Origin of the sequence: uncultured Shimia sp., assembly GCF_947493595.1 — a bacterium.
GTDB lineage: Bacteria > Pseudomonadota > Alphaproteobacteria > Rhodobacterales > Rhodobacteraceae > Shimia.
In genome coordinates, this window is sequence record NZ_CANLRL010000001.1 from 189,980 (window position 1) to 210,317 (window position 20,338).

Below are 20,338 nucleotides of genomic sequence, written 5' to 3' on the forward strand. Positions count from 1 at the left end.
GTCTTTTTCTCGGTTTGTGCCCGCTCAACCACGGCGGGCGGCAGCCTTCAATTCGCTGGGGACATAGGCGCCGATCAGGCGGCCAACGGCAAAATACACAACCGCGCCGAGCGTGAGCAGGATCAGCAAAGCGACGTAGCGCCAGCCGGGCAGGCCGAACCATGGCACCAGAATGACCCAGGTCACCCAGAGCGCGCCGCCCATGGCGGCGGCGGCTAGACAGATGCGCCAGAGGCGTTTGCGCAGACGGGTGTCAAACTTGGCAACTGTGCCGTAGCCGCGCGCGCCAAAGCCAAGTTGAGCGACCATGATCCAGGCGGAGACAGTGGCTGCAATGGCGGGGGCCATCCATTGGATGTAGGGCGCAAGGCCAAAGGCCAGCGCGGCGTTCACCACCATGGCCCAGACGGCATAGTGGAACGGGCGTTTGGTGTCTTCGCGGGCGAAATACAACGGTTGTAGAAGCTTTTGCAGCACGAAAGCTGGCAGACCAAGCGCGTAGATTGCCAGTGCGACAGAGATGGCGGCGACGTCATCAGATCCCGTAGCACCGCGCTCATAGAGCACGGAGACAATTGGCAAGGGGATCACGAGGAACGCTACGGCGCAGGGGATGGTCAAGAACAAGGCAAACTCACTGGCACGCGAGAAGGCGTTTTGGGCCCCAGCTTGGTCGTCCGCTTTGAGGCGGCGCGAGAGGTCGGGCAGGAGCACAATGCCGATGGCGATGCCAATCACGCCCAATGGCAATTGATAAAGGCGGTCGGCTGCATATAGCCAACTGACCGCGCCTTCAGTGTTGGAGGCCACGATTTGTCCAACCACAAGGTTGATCTGCATGACGCCGGAGGCCAGCGCGGCAGGTACGGCGACCCGTACCATACGGGCCATGTCCGGCGTCCACTTAGGCAGGCGCAGGTTGATGCGCAAACCGGCGCGACGGGTGGCACTCCAAACTAGGCCAAGCTGCGCGACGCCTGCGACAGGAATGGTCCAGACCAACCATGTGATGACTTCGCCGCCAGACAAATACCCGAGGATCAGGGCCGGAATAATCAAGATGTTGAGCAGCACGGGCGCAGCCGCTGCGGCAGCAAATCTGCCGGTGGCGTTGAGCACGCCGGAAAACAGCGCGGCCAAAGACATAAAGAAGATGTAGGGGAAGACAATGCGTCCATAGCCGACTGTCAGGTCAAAGCGCGCGTCCCCGGCAAAACCTTCGGCGGTGAGCCAGACCAGCGCAGGCATGAAGATCATGCCAAGTGCTGTGAGGGTCATCACGGCGGCAAACAACAGGCTCAGTGCCTCGCTGGCAAAATGCTCTGCGTTTTCCTCGCCCTCCAGCTTTTTCGAAAACATCGGCACAAAAGCGGCGTTAAAGGCACCTTCGGCAAAAAAACGGCGGAACATGTTGGGCAGGCGGAATGCGGCGACAAAGGCGTCCAGCAGTGGGCCTGGGCCGATGAAGCTCAGCAACAAGATTTCGCGCACAAAGCCAAGAAGACGGCTCAGCAGCGTCCAAAAGCCAACCGTCAGAAAGCCGCGCATCAGGCGGATGGGCTTCATACTTTGGCCCTTTCTGCGCCTTGCAAAATGGCTTCGCGCAGTTTCTTCTCCAGCGCCTTTTGTTTGCTTTCGGCGTGGAATTTTAGGCCAAACATGTCTTTGACGTAAAAGGTGTCGACCACTTGCTCGCCAAAGGTCGCGATCACCGCAGAGGCGATATAGACGTTGTTGTTTGCCAAAGCTCGGGTGAGGTCAAACAACAGGCCAGGGCGGTCACGGGTGTCGACCTCGATGATCGTGTAAATTTCGGAGCCTTCGTTATCAAACAACACCGTGGTCGGAACCTTGAAGGCGCGCTCGCGTTTCTTGATCACATCGCGGGATTTGATTGCTTCGGTGGTGACCACTTCGCCAGCCAGTGTGCGCTCGATCATTTTGCGCAAGCGGGGCAGGCGGGCGGCCTCATAAGGCGCGTCATCTGAATCCTGTATCCAGAAGGCGGCGGTGGCGTAGCCGTCTTTGGAGGTGAAAGTACGCGCGTCGACGATGTTTGCCCCGACCAAGGCCAGAGCGCCGCACATGCGGGAAAAGATGCCTGGGTGATCGGCCATGGCAAAACATACACGGGTGGCGTCGCGGTCTTCATCGGGGTGCAGGTCGATACGGATTTCATCGTCCGGAATGTCACGCAACAGATCAGCAAAGACTTTGTGGGCGGTGATGTGCAGGCCCTGCCAGTACGGCTCGTAATGGCGGGCGGTCTCTTTCTTGAGATCCTTGCTGGGCCAGTCGCAGAGCTCTTCACGCAGAAGTTTCTTGGCCTTGGTGCCGCGGTTTTCGCGGGTGATGGCTTCCATACCATCCTCAAGCACCAGCTTGGTCTGACCGTAAAGCGCGCGCAGCAGCACGGCTTTCCAGTTGTTCCAGGTGTCCGGTCCCACGCCGCGAATGTCGCAAACGGTCAGAATGGTCAGCAGGTTGAGGCGGTCCACGGTTTTCACGGCTTTGGCAAAGTCGCGCACGGTGCGCGGGTCAGCAATGTCGCGTTTTTGCGCGGTGTCTGACATCAGCAGGTGATAACGCACCAGCCATTCAACGGTTTCGCTGTCCGCTTTGTTCAAGCCGAGGTTGGGCGCGACCTTCCGGGCGATTTGGGCGCCGAGTACCGAGTGATCGATGTCGCGGCCTTTGCCAATATCGTGCAGCAGCATGGCGACCATGAGGGCCTTTCGGTTGATGCCGCTGGAGGCAAGGATTTCGGAACTGAGGGGCAATTCTTCCTCAAGGTCCTTGCGCTCGATGTCCATGAAATTGGAGATCACCTGAATGGTGTGCTCATCCACCGTGTAGGAGTGATACATGTTGAACTGCATCATCGCCACGATGGGCTCAAACTCCGGAATAAAGGCTGAGAGCACGCCAAGCTCGTTCATGCGGCGCAGCGCCCGTTCCGGGTTGCCGTGCTTGAGCAGCAGATCTAGGAACAGACGGCGGGCTTCTTTGTTGGCGCGGAAATCTTCGTCAATCAGATGCAGGTTGGCAGTGACCAGACGCATGGCGTCCGGGTGAATCAACATGCCGGTGCGCAAGCCTTCTTCGAACAGGCGCAGCAGGTTGAGCGGGTCTTCGAGAAAGACTTTTTCGTCTGCCACGTCGAGGCGATTGTGCACCACTTTGTAGCCCGGTTTCATACGGGGGCGGCGGCGGAAAATGCGCTCGAGCAGGGGTTCGGCCTTGGCGTGGTTTGCTTCAAGTTTGGTCAGCAGAATGCGGGTCAGATCGCCCACGGCTGTGGCTTGGCGGAAGAACTCCTGCATGAAGTGTTCCACGCCACGACGGCCCCCTTTGTCGGTGTACCCCATCTGATCAGCGATCTCGACTTGCACGTCAAACGTCAACTGCTCCATAGGGCGACCGGCGGTCAGATGCAGGTGGCCACGTACCGCCCAGAGGAAGTTTTCAGCTTCGATGAAGCGTTCCAACTCGTCTTGCGCCAAGACCTCTTTTTCAACAAGCTCAGAGACTTCGGAGACATGGTAGACGTATTTGGCGATCCAGAAGAGGGATTGCAGGTCGCGCAATCCGCCTTTGCCTTCTTTGACGTTGGGCTCCACTACGTAGCGCTGGCCTTGCTTGTTGTGGCGTTCATCCCGTTCATTGAGTTTGGCTTCGATGAACTCCTGCTCGGTGCCTTTGAAGAGTTCTTCTTCGAGACGGGTGTTGAGCTCCTCATCCAAGGGCTCATGGCCACGCAAGAAGCGATTTTCCAATAGCGCGGTGCGGATGGTGAAGTCTTCACGGCCCAAGCGCAGGCAGTCTTTCACGGTGCGCGAGCTGTGACCCACTTTCAGACGCAAGTCCCAAAGCAGATAGAGCATGGATTCAATCACACTCTCCGCCCATGGCGTGATTTTGTAGGGCGTCAAAAACAGCAGGTCGACGTCGGATTGCGGCGCCATTTCGCCACGGCCATATCCCCCTACGGCAAACAGAGCGATGCGTTCGGCTTCGGTGGGCGTGGCCAGAGGATAGAACCTGACGGTGGCGACATGGAAGGCGCAGCTGACCAGGCAATCGGTCAGCCAAGTATAAGAGCGCGTCATCGCGCGGGCGGCACGCGGCTGTTCCCGGAAAGAGGTCGCAATTTGGGCCATGGCGGCTTTGCGCCGGGCCATAAGGAGTGGCACAATCTCTTTGCGCAGCTCGCTTTCCTTGCCGTCCTTTTTGAGGATTTCGGCAAGTTCAGCCGTCACTTCGGCACGATTGAAAATCTCGTCAGCAGAGCAGATCAGCCCCGCGCTGGGCGGGGCTGGAAAGATTGCGCCAGCCTTAGCTGCCAGCGCCTCCAAATCGGGTTGGGGCAGGGTCAATGATTACCACCTTTTTGTCGCGGATTGTGGCCACGGCCAGCCCGCGTTCGTTTGTGCCGTCGGTGCGCAGGCGGAAGATGCCGTTCACACCCTGGAAGCCTGCGCCTTGCGTCAATGCGCCTGTGGTCAGTGCATCAGATTTGCCTTGTTTGACCAGCGCGCCGATTGCCGCAATGCCGTCATACGCCAGGCCGCCAATCGAATGCGGCAGGCCACCGTAGGCTTGTGCATAGCGGGTTTGGAATTGGTTGGTCAGGGTTGGGTCCGGCATGGCGTACCAGCCACCCTGCACGCCAGGCAGTTCGAGCGTTTGTGCCGGGATGTCCCACCGAGTCAGCCCCATGTATTGGGTGGTTGCAGGGCTGAGGCCGGCTTCTGGCAGAAGTTGGGTCAGCAGAGGCAGTGCGCCGGAGGTGTTGGCGGTGAGGAATAGGGTGTCAGCGCCATTTTGGTCTGCGTTCAGCTTGATCTGGCTGACAGCGGCAATCACGCCTTCTTGGGAAAACTCATAGCCCACAGCGCCCGCGTTGTTTGCGCCCTTGCGTGTGATGGCGTTGGCGATGGCGGTGTTGCCCAGAAGACCAGCCGAGTTGTTGGCATGCACCGTCATGATGTTGCCTTTGCCTTGGCCTTTGGCAAAGGCGACCAGGCGGTCGGCAGTGTTGTCAAAGGTTGGCCCAAGCACAAACAGGTTGCCGCCGGCGATGGTGGTGTTGTTGGAGAAGGACAGCACGTTCACGTTGCGCGCAGCCACAGCTTTCGCAGCGGCGTTGGCGGCTTCACCAAACACTGGACCAAGAATGACTTTGGCACCTTCGTTCACAGCTTGCACTGCGGCAGCCTGAGCCGTGTTCGGGTTGCCAGCCGTTGGGTAGACACGCAGGTCGATTTTCACGCCGTCAAGATCCGCAATGGCCAGTTTGGCCGCGTTCTCAAGGCTTTGCGCCAGAAGCGCATCACCGGAGTTACTGGAGCCTTTAGGCACCAGAAGCGCCACAGGCACGGGGGCGGAGGCGTCAATTTTGGGACCGGAGCTTCCGGTGGTTTCCACGCAAGAGACCAGCGCCAGCGTGGACAGTCCTGCGACCGCCCCTTTCACAAAGCGGTGGGCGGGTTTAAGAAAAGACAACATAGGTAAGCTCCACTCCCGTTGGGGTCACGCCCGTGATTGAGGTCCGGCCGCGTTGCTGCCGAATAATAAACGAGTGAAAAGGCGGGTCCAGCTATGAATCACCAGACCGTGAAATTGCAGCCCGGTTTGTACTTTGTCGCCACACCAATTGGCAGTGCGCGAGACATCACCTTGCGGGCGCTGGATGTGCTGGCAAGTGCCGATGTGATTGCCGCGGAAGACACGCGGTCGATGAAGAAACTCCTTGAAATACACGGTGTGCCGCTGAATGGGCGGCACGTTTTGTCGTATCACGATCATTCGGGAGAGGGCGCGCGGGGCAAGCTGTTGAGCTATCTGGAGGCTGGAAAATCGGTGGCGTATGCGTCCGAGGCGGGCACGCCATTGATTGCCGATCCGGGCTATCATTTGTCCGTTGCGGCGGCTGAAGCGGGGCATCTGGTGACCAGTGCGCCGGGGCCAAGCGCGATTATCACCGCGTTGTCGCTGGCAGGATTGCCGACGGATTCGTTTTTCTTCGCTGGTTTCCTGCCCAATGCCAAGAAAGCGCGGCAGACGGCGCTGGAGGCCGTTCGGGAAGTGCCGGGCACGCTGGTGTTTTACGAATCGCCCAAGCGGGTCGCGGCCATGGTTTCTGACGCAGCTGAGGTTTTGGGGGGTGGCCGCAAAGCGGCTGTGGCGCGGGAGTTGACCAAGAAGTTTGAGGAAGTGCTGCGCGGGTCGTTGGATGAGTTGGTGGTGGAGCTACCGGAGCGTACGATCAAAGGCGAGATTGTTGTCTTGATCGACCGGCAACGCGGAGAGGCGGCCAGCGAGGATGATATTGAGAGCGCGTTAAGAGAGGCGCTGGAGACTTTGTCGGTGCGCGATGCGTCAGATGCGATTGCCAAGGCCTATGGCATCAACCGGCGCAAAGTGTACCAATTGGCCTTGAAGCTTCAGAAAGCGAGTTAGCCCACAGAGGTTTGGTATGAGTGACACGCGCAGGGAAGATACCGGGCGCAGTAATTATTTGGCGGGGCAGGCCGCCGAGGATGTGGTCCTACGCCACTATGAGGCACGGGGGCTGACGCTGGCCAAAACGCGTTGGCGGGGCAAAGCGGGTGAGGTGGACCTGATCCTGAGAGATGGTGAAGAGCTGGTGTTTGTCGAAGTCAAACACAGCCGTAGTTTTGATGGCGCTGCTGCACGGTTGTTGCCGAAACAGGTGCAGCGGTTGATGAAGGCTGCGGAGGAGTTTGCCGGTGGGGAACCCAAAGGGCTTTTAACCGAGATGCGGTTTGATGTGGCTCTGGTGAATGGCCAGGGCGAAGTTCACATCCTTGAGAATGCGCTCTGGTAAGATCATGCGCCCCATTGCAAGCGGGGGTGGCATGGGCCATGTAAGTGTGGACTTATTATCAGGGTGCGCACATGAAAATCGCCTTTCAAATGGATCCGATCACCTCGGTCGACATCAATGCAGACAGCTCTTTTCGCATCGCCGAAGAGGCGCAGGCGCGGGGGCATGAGCTGTTTTTCTACTCACCTGATCATCTGGCCTACGAAGAAGGCGAGATCACTGCGCGGGGCCATTCCATGGTGGTGCGCCGTGAGCAGGGCAATCATGTAGACCTGGGACCGTTTGAACGGGTGAACCTGAAGGATTTTGACGTGGCTTGGCTGCGTCAGGACCCGCCGTTTGACATGCACTACATCACCAGCACGCATCTGTTGGACCGCTTGGCGCCGGACACGTTGGTGGTGAATGATCCGTTCTGGGTGCGCAACTACCCTGAGAAGCTGTTGGTGCTGGATTTCCCAGACCTGACACCACCAACCACAATTGCCCGCGATCTGGAAACCATCAAGGAATTCAAAGCCAAGCACGGCGATGTGATTTTGAAACCGCTCTACGGCAATGGCGGTGCGGGTGTGTTCCGCCTGGATGCCAATGACCGCAACCTGACCTCGCTGCATGAGCTCTTCACCGGCTTCAGCCGCGAGCCGCTGATTGTGCAGAAATTCCTGCCGGATGTGAGCAATGGCGATAAACGGGTGATCCTGGTGAATGGTGAGCCGGTTGGCGCCATCAACCGCGTGCCTGCGGCTGGGGAGACGCGGTCCAACATGCATGTGGGCGGGCGTCCGGAAAAGGTTGGGTTGACCGAACGGGATCTGGAAATCTGTGCCGCGATTGGGCCGTTGCTGCGCGAAAAGGGGCAGGTTTTTGTTGGGATCGACGTGATTGGCGATTACCTGACCGAGATCAACGTGACCTCACCAACCGGCATTCAGGAACTGGAGCGGTTTGACGGGGTGAACATCGCCGAGAAGATCTGGGAAGCGATTGAAGGCAAGCTGTCCTAAACCTCTTGTGAGGTGGACAGGCGGAAGCTGATGGCTTCTGCCAGATGGGGGCGGCGGATTTGCTCGGCGCCCTCTAGGTCCGCGATGGTGCGGGCCACGCGCAAGACGCGGTGATAGCCACGCGCAGTGAGGCCAAAGCGTTCTGCCACTTGGGACAGCAATGCGCGGCCTTCGGCGTCTGGTGTGGCGATCTCTTCCAAAGCTTGACCGTGGGCATCGGCGTTCACGCGGATTCCGTCGTGGTCCTCGAAGCGGTGCGTTTGGAGGGCGCGGGCGGCGGCGACGCGCTGGGCGACCTGCTCGGATGTGTCGCCATCGTTAGGTAAATCCAAGTCACGGAAAGCAACCGGCGGGACTTCTATGCGCAAATCAAGGCGATCCATAAGCGGGCCGGAGAGGCGACCAAGGTAGTCTTGACCACAGTCAGGCACGCGGGCGCAGGCTTGGGAGGCATCATACATGTGGCCACAGCGGCAGGGGTTGGCGGCGGCGATCAGCATAAATTTGCAGGGATAGGTGACGTGCGCATTGGCGCGGGCGATCATGACCTGACCGGTTTCAATCGGTTGGCGCAGAGTTTCGAGCACGGGGCGAGAGAACTCTGGCATTTCATCCATGAACAGCACGCCATTGTGGGCGAGGGAGATTTCGCCGGGCTGCGCACGTCGACCACCGCCTACGATGGCTGCCATGGACGCAGAGTGATGTGGTTCGCGAAACGGGCGGGCGCGGGAGATGCCACCCTGATCCAAGATGCCCGCCACCGAATGGATCATCGAGGTTTCCAGCGCTTCGGCAGGGCTCATTGGGGGGAGGATGGTGGGCAGGCGGGCGGCCAGCATGGATTTTCCGGACCCCGGCGAGCCGACCATAAACAAATGATGGCGTCCGGCGGCGGCGATCTCCAAGGCCCGTTTGGCGCGTTCCTGGCCTTTCACGTCGCGCAGGTCGAGGGAGCTGCTTTCGCCCTGAACTTCGCCGGGTTGCGATGGGGCGAGCGGCGACTGGCCGGTGTAGTGGCGGACCACATCCGCCAAAGAAGCCGCGCCAATCACCTGGGTGGCGGCAACCCAAGCGGCTTCGGGGCTGCTGGCCGCGGGGCAGAGCAACATGCGGTCGTCTTCGGCGGCACTCATGGCGGCAGGTAAAGCCCCGGTGACGCCGACAAGCGAGCCATCAAGGGAAAGTTCGCCAAGGCTCACGGTGCTTTCCGAGGCATCTTCAGGGATGATGCCGAGCGCGGCCAGCAGGGCGACGGCGATGGGGAGGTCAAAGTGGCTGCCTTCTTTCGGCAAGTCGGCCGGGGACAGATTGATGGTGATGCGTTTGGAGGGCAGGGCGATGGCCATGGAAGCGAGTGCGGCGCGGATACGGTCGCGGGCCTCGGAGACGGCTTTGTCAGGCAGGCCGACAATGGCAAAGGCGGGGAGGCCGGGCGCCAATGCGCATTGAACCTCAACCTGATGCGCCTCAACGCCTTCAAACGCCACGGTGTAGGCCCGTGCAACCATGGCAAAACCCCCGCCACAAAACACTTAACAATTGTTAACAATTGGTAGCGGGGGATGGTTAGCGAAAGGTTAATTCGCCTATTGTAGGGCCATAAAGGCGGGCCAGGCCTCAGGATCCGCCACGGTTTTATCGCGGCAGAAAGCGTTGCACATGCCAAAGGTGCGTCCGTTGAGCTCCATCAGATGTGTGGAAGGTTTGCCGGAGTAGGGGCAGTTGGCGTTCTCAGGTGTACCTTCGTCCACGGCTTTGGCTGCAAGCGGTACGGGGCCAGGCCAGGTGCGTGTTGGGTAGTCTTTGGCGTACCAAGGCAGAGTTTCGCCGCGCACAAGCCCCATGGCCCGCCAGCGACGGAATGCCGGGTCAGATAGGGTGGTGTCTACATAGGCCTGCGCAACGGTTCCTACGGGCAAATTGTAGCCGGCAATGCGTCCGGCTACCGGTGCAAAGAAAGCATCCGCGATGCTGTAAGATCCGCACAGCCAGGGACCATCAGTGCCATAGGTGGCGCGGGCGTGTTCCCAAATGGTTTCAAGGCGTTGCAGGTCTTTGAACAGATCGTCGGAGGGGGACGAGTCCGCGTAGGCTTGGCGCAGGTTCATTGGGCAGTCGTTGCGCAGGGTGAAGAAGCCGGCGTGCATTTCTGCCGCCAGGTTACGGGCAGTGGCACGGGCGCCGGGATCGGTTGGCCACAACCCGGCGTCCGGATGACGGGTTGCGAGCTCTTCCGCAATGGCGAGACTGTCGGAGACAATCGCGCCCTCTGGTGTCACCATGGTGGGCACAGTGCGCGCTGGCGCGATTTTTTGCAATTGCTCAGCCACGGATTGGTCGGAGAAGTCGACCAATGTGAGATTGCGGCTGATGCCGAATTTTTCAAACAGAAGCCAGCCGCGCAGCGACCAGGAGGAATAGGCGTAGTCGCCAAGATACAAATCATAGGTCATGCTGAGAAACTAGCATGGAAATTTGCATCACATAATTAAAACATTTTGACGATTTCCATCACGGAATGTGATTAATCAGGTCTGTGATCCAGCCGTCTTCGGTAATTTTGATTGAGGTGACCGAAAGGTTGTCGATGCGGTGCGCAAAGGCCTCGTCTGCGGTTAGCTGCTCAGCACGTTGGATCTGTGTCAGGATCACGCCAAAGTGCACAACAACGATCAGTTTGGCACCTTGATGCGCGGTGATCAAGCGATCAATGGCGCTATCCACACGGGTGGTGACCTCATTCCAGCTTTCGCCATTGGGGGGGCGGACATCGCCGGGGGTTTCCCAATAGGCGCGGATGCGGTCTGGGTCGTTGGCCTCGATTTCTGCAAAAGACTTGAGTTCCCAGTCACCAAAGTGGATTTCCCGTAAGGTTGGATCGTGGGGCAACCGGTGCCGGTCCCGCTGGATGGCATCCGCAGTGGCGACGCAGCGTTGCAGGTCGGAGCTTATGACAATGCCGTCAGAGGGCAGGTGGTCCGCAAGGCGGGCGACTTGGGCGGTGTTGGAGAGATCGGCGGGTAAATCAGACCAGCCCACCATGGTTTTGGCGTGGGTGGGGCCGTGGCGGACCAAATGCAGTTCTGTCATGGCAGCTCTCCTTTGAGCACCATCGGCAATCCGGCCACGACAAGCACAGCCAAATCCGCTTGTTTGGCAATCGCTTGGTTGAGCGCGCCTTGGGCGTCGCGGAACCGGCGGGCAAGAGCGTTTTCCGGCACGACATCCAAGCCAACTTCGTTGGAGACAACCACCACACGCGCCGGGCAGGCGTTCAATGCGTCAAGCAGTTTGACTTGTTCCGTCGCGAGGTCGCTCTCCGCAAGCATGTGATTGGACAGCCACATTGTGGCGCAGTCCAAAAGGACAATCGCGTCTGCAGGCAGATTTGCTAGCGCATCAGATGTGGTGAGTGGTGCTTCGATGGTTTTCCAATCGGGGCCGCGCTGCGCCAGATGTCTCTGCACCTTCTGGCGCATTTCGTCGTCAAAGGCCTGCGCAGTTGCAATGTATATGCGCGGGTGTGACTCTGCCATGACCAGGGCTTCAGCAAACGCTGACTTGCCGGAACTGGCACCACCTAAAATCAGGCTCAGTTTGGGGAGCATGGGGTCATCCTTTGCACATTGACAGGCACCCTGCGTCATTCGTTTTTGATGGGCAAGCTGGAAAGCGGCATGCGACACGACGTGGGCTTGCATCTGGCCGTGGTGCGCGGTCTTGTGGTGCCATGAAAATGATGTTTGCCCCTCTGATCGCTGCCCTGTTTGCGGGTTCTGTTGCCGCACAAACGGTGTCCTACGATGTGTTCCACGACGCGGATGTGGTTTTTCTTGGGGAAATCCATGACAATCCGATCCATCATGATAATCAGACCCAAGCTTTGCTGGCGATTGCGCCAAAGGCGGTTGTGTTTGAGATGTTGGTGCCGGAACAGGCGGCGCAGGTGACACAAGAATTGCTGGATGATCAACTCGCACTGGACGCGGCGCTGGGCTGGGCGGAGAGCGGATGGCCAGATTTTGCGATGTACTCTCCGATATTTGCCGTGCTTGGGGATGCCAAAGTTTTTGGGGCACAGGTGCCGCGAGAGGCCGCCGGGATTGCGTTTAAGGGTGGCGACATGAGTGGCGTTCTTGACGGGGCGGGAGCGGATTTTGGCCTGACTTTGCCGTTGCCGAAAGCGCAACAGGAAGAACGCGAGGCGCTGCAACTGGCGGCGCATTGTGATGCGTTGCCAGATGAAATGTTGCCAGGCATGGTTATGGCGCAGCGGTTGCGCGATGCGCGGTTGGCGCAAGCGGTGACCGAAGCTTTGGCGGAAACTGGTGGGCCGGTGGCGGTGATCACAGGTAATGGCCACGCGCGCACGGATTGGGGCGCCCCGGTGCTGTTGCCTAAAGAGGTGTCTTCGATGTCTTTGGGTCAGTTTGAGAGTGAACCCGAGGGGGCGCAGCCTTATGATCTCTGGATTGTGACTGAAGCGGCCGAGCGGGACGACCCGTGTGAAGCCTTCAAATAAGCATGCTTGCTCCTTTGGCTCATGCGGCCTAGATTTGGGCACCCTAGCGCGAAAGAGCTCTGCTAAATGCTGACAGACAAACGAATTCTCCTGATTATTGCCGGCGGAATCGCGGCCTATAAGTCGCTTGAGCTGATCCGGAGGTTACGCGAGCGCGGCGCTTGGGTGACGCCAGTGTTGACCCGTGCGGCGGAAGAATTTGTCACGCCTCTGTCAGTGTCGTCACTCGCGGGAGAGAAAGCCTATCGCGATCTGTTTGATCTGACCGATGAGGCCGATATGGGCCACATACAATTGTCACGCTCTGCGGATTTGATTGTGGTTGCGCCGGGGACGGCAGATTTGATGGCGAAGATGGCCAATGGTCTGGCCAATGACATGGCGTCGACGCTGTTGTTGGCGACGGATACGCCCGTGTTGGTGGCACCTGCGATGAATGTACGCATGTGGGATCATCCGGCAACGCAGCGCAATCTGGCGCAGTTGAAGGCAGACGGTTTGACGTTTGTTGGCCCCAACGAAGGGGATATGGCCTGTGGTGAGTTTGGCCCGGGGCGGATGTCTGAGCCGATGGAAATTGTGCAAGCAATTCAAGGCGCTCTGTCAGAAGGCCCGTTGCAAGGGAAGCGGGTGTTGGTGACCTCGGGGCCGACACATGAGCCAATTGACCCGGTGCGTTACATTGCAAATCGCTCGTCCGGGGCACAGGGCACTGAGATTGCCAATGCGCTGGTGAAACTCGGCGCGGAGGTGGTGTTTGTCACGGGACCAGCAGGTGCGGCGCGGCCGGATGGTGTGCATTTGGTCGAGGTACAGACGGCGGCGGAAATGATGGACTCGGTGCGGGGATGTTTGCCGGCGGACGCGGCGATTTTCTGTGCGGCGGTGGCTGACTGGCGGGTGGCAAGTGCCTCTGACAGCAAGATAAAAAAGACCAAAGGCGGCTTGCCGACTCTGGAGTTTGCCGAGAACCCCGACATTTTGGCCACCGTGAGCCAGATGGGCGACGGGCGCCCTGGCTTGGTGGTTGGCTTTGCCGCGGAAACCGATGATGTGATTGACAACGCCACAGCAAAGCGATTGCGCAAAGGCTGTGATTGGATTGTTGCCAATGACGTGAGCCCGGCGACCGGGATTATGGGCGGCAGCGAAAATGCGGTGACTCTGATTTCGGACGCTGGATCAGAGGCTTGGCCGCGCATGGGCAAGGCTGACGTTGCAGAGAAACTGGCGGCACGTGTTGCGGAGATGCTGATAAAGTGACGCGCTAGGGCGCGGCCTCCGGCGGGGATATTTGGGGACAGTGAAGACATGGCAGCGGTTCCAATTAGGCTAAAATGGATGCACGATGCGGATCGGTCAGTGGCTTTGCCGTCGTATGAAACACCTGGCGCGGCAGGGGCGGATGTGCGGGCAAATTTCCCAGCAGATCAACGGGATGGCGTGACTTTGGCACCCGGCACACGGGTGTTGGTGCCGACTGGCTTGTCGCTGGAAATCCCAAAGGGGTATGAGGTGCAGATGCGACCGCGGTCTGGGTTGGCTTTGAAACACGGTCTGACGTTGCCCAACAGCCCCGGCACCATTGACAGTGACTATCGTGGGCCGCTTGGGGTGATTGTCCTAAACGCAGGTCAGGAGGCCTTTGAAATCAGCCACGGTATGCGCATTGCGCAGATGGTTGTGGCACCGGTCGTGATGGCAGAGTTTCAATTGGATCAAGAGCTTAGTGAGACCAGCCGTGGGTCCGGCGGGTTTGGCTCGACGGGAGTGCTTTGATGCTTTTGGTGCTTGCAATGGTTGCCGGGCTTTGGGCGATTGGCATGGTGATGGGCGCGCCTAAGTCTGCGCGCTGGACCATGATTGGGCTGCTGTATCTCGCCGTTGTCGGCGTGCAGGCGGTGTTTCCACCAGAACATCAATTGGTGATTGCGACCGGCGGCAGTCTGGCGATGTGGCTGATGATTGGCGGGGCAGTTGCGGTTGTATTGGGCTATTCCACAATGGTGCAGAAACTGCGCCAAAAAGCGGATGCCAAAACTGCAGATGCGGCGCAGGAGAGTGCCGCGCAAGAGCTGTTTACCGACACCGAATTGAACCGCTATGCACGTCATATTGTGCTGCGCGAACTGGGTGGTTTGGGGCAGAAAAAACTTAAAGATGCCAAGGTGTTGGTGATCGGAGCCGGAGGGCTTGGATCGCCGGTTTTGCTGTATCTGGCAGCGTCTGGCGTGGGCACAATCGGGGTGGTGGATGACGACGTTGTCGACAACTCCAATTTGCAGCGTCAGGTGATCCACAAAGATGAGGCGATTGGCACGCCGAAGGTGCTGTCGGCGGCGGAGGCGATGACGGCGCAGAATCCGTTTGTGACGGTGGTGCCGTATCCGCGTCGGCTGACCGAAGAAGATGCGGCGGAGATCATTGGCGAATACGATCTGGTGCTGGATGGCACGGACAATTTTGACACACGCTATTTGGTGAACGAGGTCTGTGTGGCACAAGCCAAGCCGTTGATTTCCGGCGCGCTTTCGCAATGGGAAGGCCAGTTGAGCGTGTTTGACCCTTCCGGTGGAACCCCTTGTTATCAATGTATTTTCCCGGAAGCCCCTGCACCAGGCATGGCGCCAAGCTGCTCTGAGGCTGGGGTGGTTGGGCCACTGCCGGGTGTGGTTGGCACGATGATGGCAGCAGAGGCAATCAAGGTGATCACTGGAGCGGGTGCGGCACTGCGTGGCGAGATGATGATCTATGACGCGCTGTGGGGAGAGACCCGCAAGATTGGGTTAAAACCGCGCTCCGATTGCCCAACTTGCGGTGGCAAAAACGGCTGATTTTCCCATCGGTATTGCGTCTGTATCACGACTGTATTGCAACTGTGGCGATGGATGCACATGCCGCGTGTCGTTGTGCAGCTGCGCACGGATTGGTGAGGTGGATTGCACCTCCTTTGAGCGCTGCCTAGGGTGGGCGCAAAGGAGATTCACCTGATGACAAATCCGCTGCTGTCCGATTGGGACACCCCGTTTAAGCTCGCCCCGTTTGATAAGATTTCTGACGAAGATTTTGCGCCTGCCTTTGAAGAGGCTTTGGTCGCGCATAAGGCTGAGATCGACGCGATTGCCGACAGTGCCGAGGCACCCAGCTTTGCCAACACCATCGAGGCGATGGAAGTGGCGGGTGAGGGGCTCGACAAAGTGCTGTCGGTGTTCTTTTCGGTGGCCGGTGCAGACAGCAATCCGGCGCGGGAGGAGTTGCAGCGGGCGTTCTCGCCGAAGCTGGCGGCGCATTCGGCGGAGATTTCGGCGAACAAAGCGTTGTTTGGCCGGATCAAAGCCATTTGGGACGCGCGGGACACGTTGGACCTAACGGAAGAGCAGCAGCGGGTGCTGATGTTGACCCATCGCGGCTTTGTGCGCGGCGGGGCTGCGCTTGAAGGCGACGCGGATACACGCATGAAAGAGATCAAAGGACGGTTGGCAGTTCTAGGCACAGAATTCACGCAGAACCTTCTGGCGGATGAGCGCGACTGGTTCATGCCGCTGGCGGAGGAAGACCTAGAGGGGTTACCCGCCTTTGCCGTGGATGCGGCGCGGGCGGCTGGCGAAGAGAAAGGCGCTGATAGGCCGGTTGTGACCCTGTCGCGGTCGATTATTGTGCCGTTCTTGCAGTTCTCGCCGCGGCGCGACCTGCGGGAGAAGGCGTTTGAGGCCTGGGCCGCGCGTGGGGCCAATGGGGGCGAGACCGATAATCGCGCGATTGCGGGGGAGATCCTGGCGCTGCGTGAGGAACGGGCGAAGCTTTTGGGCTACGCAAGTTTTGCCGACTACAAGCTGGAAACCGAGATGGCCAAGACGCCCGACGCGGTGCGCGGGTTGTTGATGGATGTCTGGGCGCCGGCCAAGGCGCGGGCAGAAGCGGATGCCGCCATGCTGACCGAGATGATGCACGCAGACGGGATCAACGGCGATCTGGCGCCGTGGGATTGGCGCTTTTACGCAGAGAAGCGGCGCAAGGCGGAGCATGATCTGGATGAGGCAGCGCTCAAGCCGTACTTGCAGCTGGATCGTATGATCGAGGCGAGCTTTTCCTGTGCGACCAAGCTGTTTGGGTTACAGTTCAAAGAGTTGGATGTGCCACTGTACCATGAGGATTGCCGAGCCTGGGAAGTGACACGCGACGGGGATCATGTGGCGGTATTTATTGGCGACTATTTTGCGCGTGGTGGCAAACGCTCGGGTGCGTGGTGTTCGGCGATGCGGGGGCAGGCGAAATTTCCTGAGGTGCAGGGGCCGGTTGTGATCAACGTCTGCAACTTTGCAAAGGGTGATCCGGCGTTACTTTCCTATGACGATGCCCGCACGCTGTTCCACGAGTTTGGCCATGCGCTGCATCAGATGCTGTCCAATGTGACCTATGAGAGCATTTCCGGTACGTCGGTGGCGCGGGACTTTGTAGAGTTGCCGAGCCAGCTGTATGAACACTGGCTGGAGGTTCCTGAGGTGTTGGCGGAGTATGCCACACATGCGGAGACCGGGGAGCCGATGCCGCAGGTGATGTTGGAGAAAGTGCTGGGCGCGGCGAACTTTGATCAGGGCTTTGCCACGGTGGAATATGTTGCCTCCGCGCTGGTTGATTTGGCGTTCCACGAAGGCGCGGCCCCAAACGATCCGATGGCGAAACAGGCGGAGGTTCTGGCAGAACTGGGCATGCCAGCCGCGATTACTATGCGCCACGCCACGCCGCATTTTGCCCATGTGTTTGCCGGGGACGGCTATAGCTCCGGCTACTACAGCTACATGTGGTCTGAGGTGATGGATGCGGATGCGTTTGCGGCCTTTGAGGAGGCGGGTAGTGCGTTTGATCCGGAGACGGCCAAGGCGTTGGAGCGGCATATCCTGTCGACCGGTGGATCGGTGGAGGCGGATGAGCTGTATAAACGGTTCCGCGGGCGTTTGCCGGGCGTTGAGGCGCTTTTGAAGGGGCGCGGCTTGGCGGCCTAAAGTTTGCTTTCATTGAGAAACTAAGACACCCGCAGGCGGAGGACGCCTGCGGGTGTTTTTATCTGGTTAGCCGATCACGTCGTGGCCGCGATTTTGCATGCAGCGGATCAGCACGTTGCGGCGTTCGTCATCGGTTTTGGAGGCGTTTTCAGCTGCACCAATGGCACCGCCAACCACCGCTCCGGCCAAAGCGCCTTCCCATTCATCATCCGCTTCAATTGCGCCAACACCTGCGCCAATCACCGCGCCTATGGCGGCGCTTTCGGCCTCGGCGCCGTTGGTGAATGAAGCGGCTTGAGCGTGGCACGCGTTGTAATCGCCATCAAAATTGGCGTTGCGTGTTCCGTCTACAGTCAGGGGGCGATCCACTGGCGCGGTGCAGGCCGCCAAGGAGAGAGAAGCAATCAGGCTGAGCATCAAAGTGTTGTGTGTCATTTGGGTGGGTCCTTTTCGAAATGAGTCTGTCTTGGGATGGTGGCCATTTAAGGAGGGCTGATTTTTATTTCAAGGCAAAAGATTTACGTTTTACATAAAAGCTTGCCTGTAAAACGTAATTGATTTATTGAGGGTCAACAGGTTTTAGGAGAAAAACATGAAGCTAGTGGCCCGTCTCGCCATGCTGATCACGCTGGTCTATTTCACCTTTGGTTGGGCCGTTTTGTGGATGTCCGCCTTCCTCGGTACAGGCGAAATGCTGGCGGATGCCTTCGATTTACCGCTGGATATGCCGGTGCCGCCGCTCTGGGCGATTCTGGTTGGCATGGCGATGATGTGGCCTGCGTTGGTCAGTTTGGGCGTCGGGTTCTGGGCGCTGGACCGCATCCTGCTTTTGAAGAATCCGCAGGACTTTGCGCAGATGGGGAAACATCTGCGGCTGTGCGCCTATGCGTTTTTGGCGTTTTGGTTGCTCAACGCGTTGAATGTGTCGATGCAGCCGGTGGTGTTGAGCGCGCATTTGGCACCGGAGTTACGCCCGGAGTTTGTGCTGATCGACATTGATATTGATGTGGTTTTCCTGGTGCTTGCGGCGGTGTTTTTTGCAATCAGCCGGTCGCTCAATCAAGCGCAAGAAATTGCTGACGAAAACAACCAGTTCCTGTAGGAGGCCCTATGCCCATACGCATCAACCTTGATTTAGAACTGGTGAAACGCAAGATGACCTCGCGCGAGTTGGCGCAGGCCATTGGATTGACCGAAACCAACCTGAGCCTACTGAAATCCGGCAAGGTAAAAGGTATTCGTTTCAATACGCTAGAGGCGATTTGCGCGCATCTTGGCTGTCAGCCCGGCGATATTCTGGAGTATGTGCCAGAGGAGGAGTGAGGGTTTCAGGGGCGCTGCCCCTGCCACATCTGCGATGTGGCCACCCCGGGATATTTCAGGAATGAGAAAAGCCCGGGTGTTGGAGCCCGGGCTTTCGTGTCTTGTAGAGGTGGCGACGTGCGTCAGATGGTTTGATCGTAGTCGCCGACACCCGGTTCCGTGCGGATCACCGCGTCGATTTCGGCAAAGATTTGGCGCATTTCGGCGTCGCTTTCGTTGCTTTCGATCACCACCACTAGGTTTGGCGTGTTGGAGGAGGCGCGCACGAGGCCCCAGCTGCCGTTGTCCAGGATCACGCGGGCGCCGTTCACGGTGACAACTTCGCTGATCGCGCGACCGGCGATTTTTTCACCTGCGTCGTGCATGGCAGAGAGCTTGGCCACGATGCGCTCGAGAATGTCGTATTTCTCGGTGTCAGCCGCATAGGGCGACATGGTGGGCGTGGACCAGGTTTTGGGCAGGGCCTTGCGCATGTCTGACATTTTCATGTCCGGATTTCGGTCGAGCATTTTGCAGATTTCCACAGCCACGCGCATACCGCAGTCGTAACCACGGCCCACGTCACCTGCGAGGAAGTAGTGGCCGGATTTTTCAAAGCCTGCCAGCGCGCCAAGCTCGTGTACGCGGCGTTTCATGTGGCTGTGGCCGGTTTTCCAGTAGTCGGTTTTGGCACCGGTGGCCAAAAGGTCCGGATCAGCGGCGTAGAGGCCGGTGGATTTCACATCAGCCACGAAGGTGGCGTTGGGGTAGAGTTTGCCAAGGTCCTTGGCCATGATCACGCCGACCTTATCGGCAAAGATTTCCTCGCCCTCATCGTCCACCACACCGCAGCGGTCGCCGTCGCCGTCAAAGCCAAGCGCGAGGTCGGCGCCGGAGGCTTTGACTGAAGCAGACATGTCGTGCAGCATTTCCATGGCTTCGGGGTTCGGGTTGTAGTGGGGGAAGGTGTAGTCGAGTTCGCAGTGGCTTTCGACCACTTCAACACCCATACGTTTGAAGAGTTCCGGCGCAAAGGCGGCGGCGGTGCCATTGCCGGTGGCGCAGACAACTTTCAGAGGACGGGACATTTTGAAGTCGCCGACCAGATCATCAAGGTAGGCTTCGCGCACGCCGTCGATAAACTCGTGTTTGCCACCTTCATGGGCGTCAAAGTCGCCATTGAGCACGATGTCGCGCAGCTCTGCCATCTCATCCGGGCCGTGGGTCAGGGGCTTTTCAAAGCCCATCTTCACGCCGGTCCAGCCGTTGGGATTGTGGGACGCAGTCACCATGGCCACGGCAGGCGCATCGAGGTGGAACTGGGAGAAATACGCCATGGGCGACAGGGCGGGGCCGATGTCCTTCACGTGGATACCAGCCTTCATCAGGCCAACAATCAGGGCCATTTTGATGGATACGGAATAGTCGCGGTAGTCGTTGCCCACGGCAATCACCGGCTCGATGCCACGGCGCTGCATCTGGGTGCCAAGGCCAAAGCCAAGCGCCGTCATGCCGGGGAGGTTGATCGCCTCCGGGAATTGCCAGCGGGCGTCATATTCACGAAAGCCGGTGGGGGCGATCATTGGGTCGCGCAGGAATTCCCAGGTATTTGGGCGCACTTCGGGCAAAGGTTTTTTCATAACAATGTCTT

Annotated in this window: 19 protein-coding genes; 10 read left to right on the forward strand and 9 right to left on the reverse strand. The window is 58.9% G+C overall.

The features are described from left to right. Nucleotides 1-24: 24 nt before the first annotated feature. From murJ to Q0955_RS00990, 3 genes are read right to left on the reverse strand one after another with little or no spacing between them, the layout of a single operon-like run. Nucleotides 25-1,566 (reverse strand): murein biosynthesis integral membrane protein MurJ, encoded by a 1,542-nt coding sequence (gene murJ, locus Q0955_RS00980; protein ID WP_299418831.1) that lies wholly within the window; start codon nucleotides 1,564-1,566, stop codon nucleotides 25-27. Further along, entirely contained in the window at nucleotides 1,563-4,355 is a 2,793-nt protein-coding gene (locus Q0955_RS00985; RefSeq protein WP_299421004.1) for a [protein-PII] uridylyltransferase, read from the reverse strand. Before Q0955_RS00985 ends, murJ begins: the two co-directional genes overlap by 4 nt. After that, the gene (locus tag Q0955_RS00990) at nucleotides 4,336-5,508 is read right to left on the reverse strand and encodes a penicillin-binding protein activator (RefSeq protein WP_299418833.1); all 1,173 of its coding nucleotides are present in this window, start codon (nucleotides 5,506-5,508) and stop codon (nucleotides 4,336-4,338) included. The genes Q0955_RS00985 and Q0955_RS00990 overlap by 20 nt, the downstream gene beginning before the upstream one ends. Nucleotides 5,509-5,601: 93 nt before the next feature. On the opposite strand from Q0955_RS00990, the gene rsmI reads away from it, so the two are divergent. The 3 genes from rsmI to gshB all read left to right on the forward strand — a co-directional run bounded on the left by rsmI (nucleotide 5,602) and on the right by gshB (nucleotide 7,857). Beyond that, nucleotides 5,602-6,462: a 16S rRNA (cytidine(1402)-2'-O)-methyltransferase gene (gene rsmI, locus Q0955_RS00995; RefSeq protein WP_299418834.1), complete on the forward strand. Its 861-nt coding sequence runs from the start codon at nucleotides 5,602-5,604 to the stop codon at nucleotides 6,460-6,462. A gap of 16 nt (nucleotides 6,463-6,478) precedes the next feature. Next, nucleotides 6,479-6,850, forward strand: a complete 372-nt coding sequence (locus Q0955_RS01000; RefSeq protein ID WP_299418836.1) for a YraN family protein — start codon at nucleotides 6,479-6,481, stop codon at nucleotides 6,848-6,850. A 71-nt stretch (nucleotides 6,851-6,921) separates the two neighbouring features. Continuing rightward, nucleotides 6,922-7,857 carry a glutathione synthase gene (gene gshB, locus Q0955_RS01005; protein WP_299418838.1) on the forward strand — a complete coding sequence of 312 codons (936 nt, stop codon included), beginning with the start codon at nucleotides 6,922-6,924 and terminating at the stop codon, nucleotides 7,855-7,857. Here gshB and Q0955_RS01010 read toward each other — a convergent pair. From Q0955_RS01010 to cobU, 4 genes are all read right to left on the reverse strand, one after another. Further along, nucleotides 7,854-9,368, reverse strand: a complete 1,515-nt coding sequence (locus Q0955_RS01010) for a YifB family Mg chelatase-like AAA ATPase (RefSeq protein WP_299418840.1) — start codon at nucleotides 9,366-9,368, stop codon at nucleotides 7,854-7,856. The two genes, gshB and Q0955_RS01010, sit on opposite strands and share 4 nt — an antisense overlap. A 78-nt stretch (nucleotides 9,369-9,446) precedes the next feature. Further along, nucleotides 9,447-10,313: a glutathione S-transferase gene (locus Q0955_RS01015; RefSeq protein WP_299418842.1), complete on the reverse strand. Its 867-nt coding sequence runs from the start codon at nucleotides 10,311-10,313 to the stop codon at nucleotides 9,447-9,449. Between the two features lie 58 nt (nucleotides 10,314-10,371). Continuing rightward, nucleotides 10,372-10,950: a histidine phosphatase family protein gene (locus Q0955_RS01020; RefSeq protein WP_299418844.1), complete on the reverse strand. Its 579-nt coding sequence runs from the start codon at nucleotides 10,948-10,950 to the stop codon at nucleotides 10,372-10,374. Further along, on the reverse strand, nucleotides 10,947-11,468 hold the full coding sequence (gene cobU / locus Q0955_RS01025; RefSeq protein ID WP_299418846.1) for a bifunctional adenosylcobinamide kinase/adenosylcobinamide-phosphate guanylyltransferase: 522 nt from the start codon (nucleotides 11,466-11,468) through the stop codon (nucleotides 10,947-10,949). Before cobU ends, Q0955_RS01020 begins: the two co-directional genes overlap by 4 nt. Nucleotides 11,469-11,590: 122 nt before the next feature. Here cobU and Q0955_RS01030 point away from each other — a divergent pair, with 122 nt between their 5' ends. From Q0955_RS01030 to Q0955_RS01050, 5 genes are all read left to right on the forward strand, one after another. After that, a complete protein-coding gene (locus tag Q0955_RS01030; protein WP_299418848.1) occupies nucleotides 11,591-12,382 on the forward strand; it encodes a ChaN family lipoprotein in 792 nt (263 codons plus the stop codon). 66 nt (nucleotides 12,383-12,448) lie between these two features. After that, nucleotides 12,449-13,645 carry a bifunctional phosphopantothenoylcysteine decarboxylase/phosphopantothenate--cysteine ligase CoaBC gene (coaBC, locus tag Q0955_RS01035; protein ID WP_299418850.1) on the forward strand — a complete coding sequence of 399 codons (1,197 nt, stop codon included), beginning with the start codon at nucleotides 12,449-12,451 and terminating at the stop codon, nucleotides 13,643-13,645. A 48-nt stretch (nucleotides 13,646-13,693) separates the two neighbouring features. After that, nucleotides 13,694-14,161, forward strand: coding sequence for a dUTP diphosphatase (dut, locus tag Q0955_RS01040; RefSeq protein ID WP_299418852.1), 468 nt, complete (start codon nucleotides 13,694-13,696; stop codon nucleotides 14,159-14,161). Further along, complete coding sequence (locus tag Q0955_RS01045; protein ID WP_299418854.1) at nucleotides 14,161-15,216, forward strand: HesA/MoeB/ThiF family protein; 1,056 nt, start codon at nucleotides 14,161-14,163, stop codon at nucleotides 15,214-15,216. Before dut ends, Q0955_RS01045 begins: the two co-directional genes overlap by 1 nt. A gap of 156 nt (nucleotides 15,217-15,372) precedes the next feature. Continuing rightward, nucleotides 15,373-17,385, forward strand: coding sequence for a M3 family metallopeptidase (locus Q0955_RS01050; RefSeq protein WP_299418856.1), 2,013 nt, complete (start codon nucleotides 15,373-15,375; stop codon nucleotides 17,383-17,385). 66 nt (nucleotides 17,386-17,451) lie between these two features. Here Q0955_RS01050 and Q0955_RS01055 read toward each other — a convergent pair whose 3' ends face one another. Then, entirely contained in the window at nucleotides 17,452-17,820 is a 369-nt protein-coding gene (locus Q0955_RS01055) for a glycine zipper family protein (protein ID WP_299418858.1), read from the reverse strand. Between the two features lie 157 nt (nucleotides 17,821-17,977). Here Q0955_RS01055 and Q0955_RS01060 point away from each other — a divergent pair, with 157 nt between their 5' ends. Beyond that, on the forward strand, nucleotides 17,978-18,487 hold the full coding sequence (locus Q0955_RS01060) for a hypothetical protein (RefSeq protein ID WP_299418860.1): 510 nt from the start codon (nucleotides 17,978-17,980) through the stop codon (nucleotides 18,485-18,487). An 8-nt stretch (nucleotides 18,488-18,495) separates the two neighbouring features. Next, nucleotides 18,496-18,708 carry a helix-turn-helix transcriptional regulator gene (locus Q0955_RS01065; protein ID WP_058241470.1) on the forward strand — a complete coding sequence of 71 codons (213 nt, stop codon included), beginning with the start codon at nucleotides 18,496-18,498 and terminating at the stop codon, nucleotides 18,706-18,708. Nucleotides 18,709-18,830: 122 nt separating this feature from the next. Here the strand turns inward: Q0955_RS01065 and Q0955_RS01070 are convergent, their stop codons facing one another. Then, the gene (locus tag Q0955_RS01070; RefSeq protein WP_299418863.1) at nucleotides 18,831-20,327 is read right to left on the reverse strand and encodes a phosphomannomutase/phosphoglucomutase; all 1,497 of its coding nucleotides are present in this window, start codon (nucleotides 20,325-20,327) and stop codon (nucleotides 18,831-18,833) included. Nucleotides 20,328-20,338: the final 11 nt, after the last annotated feature.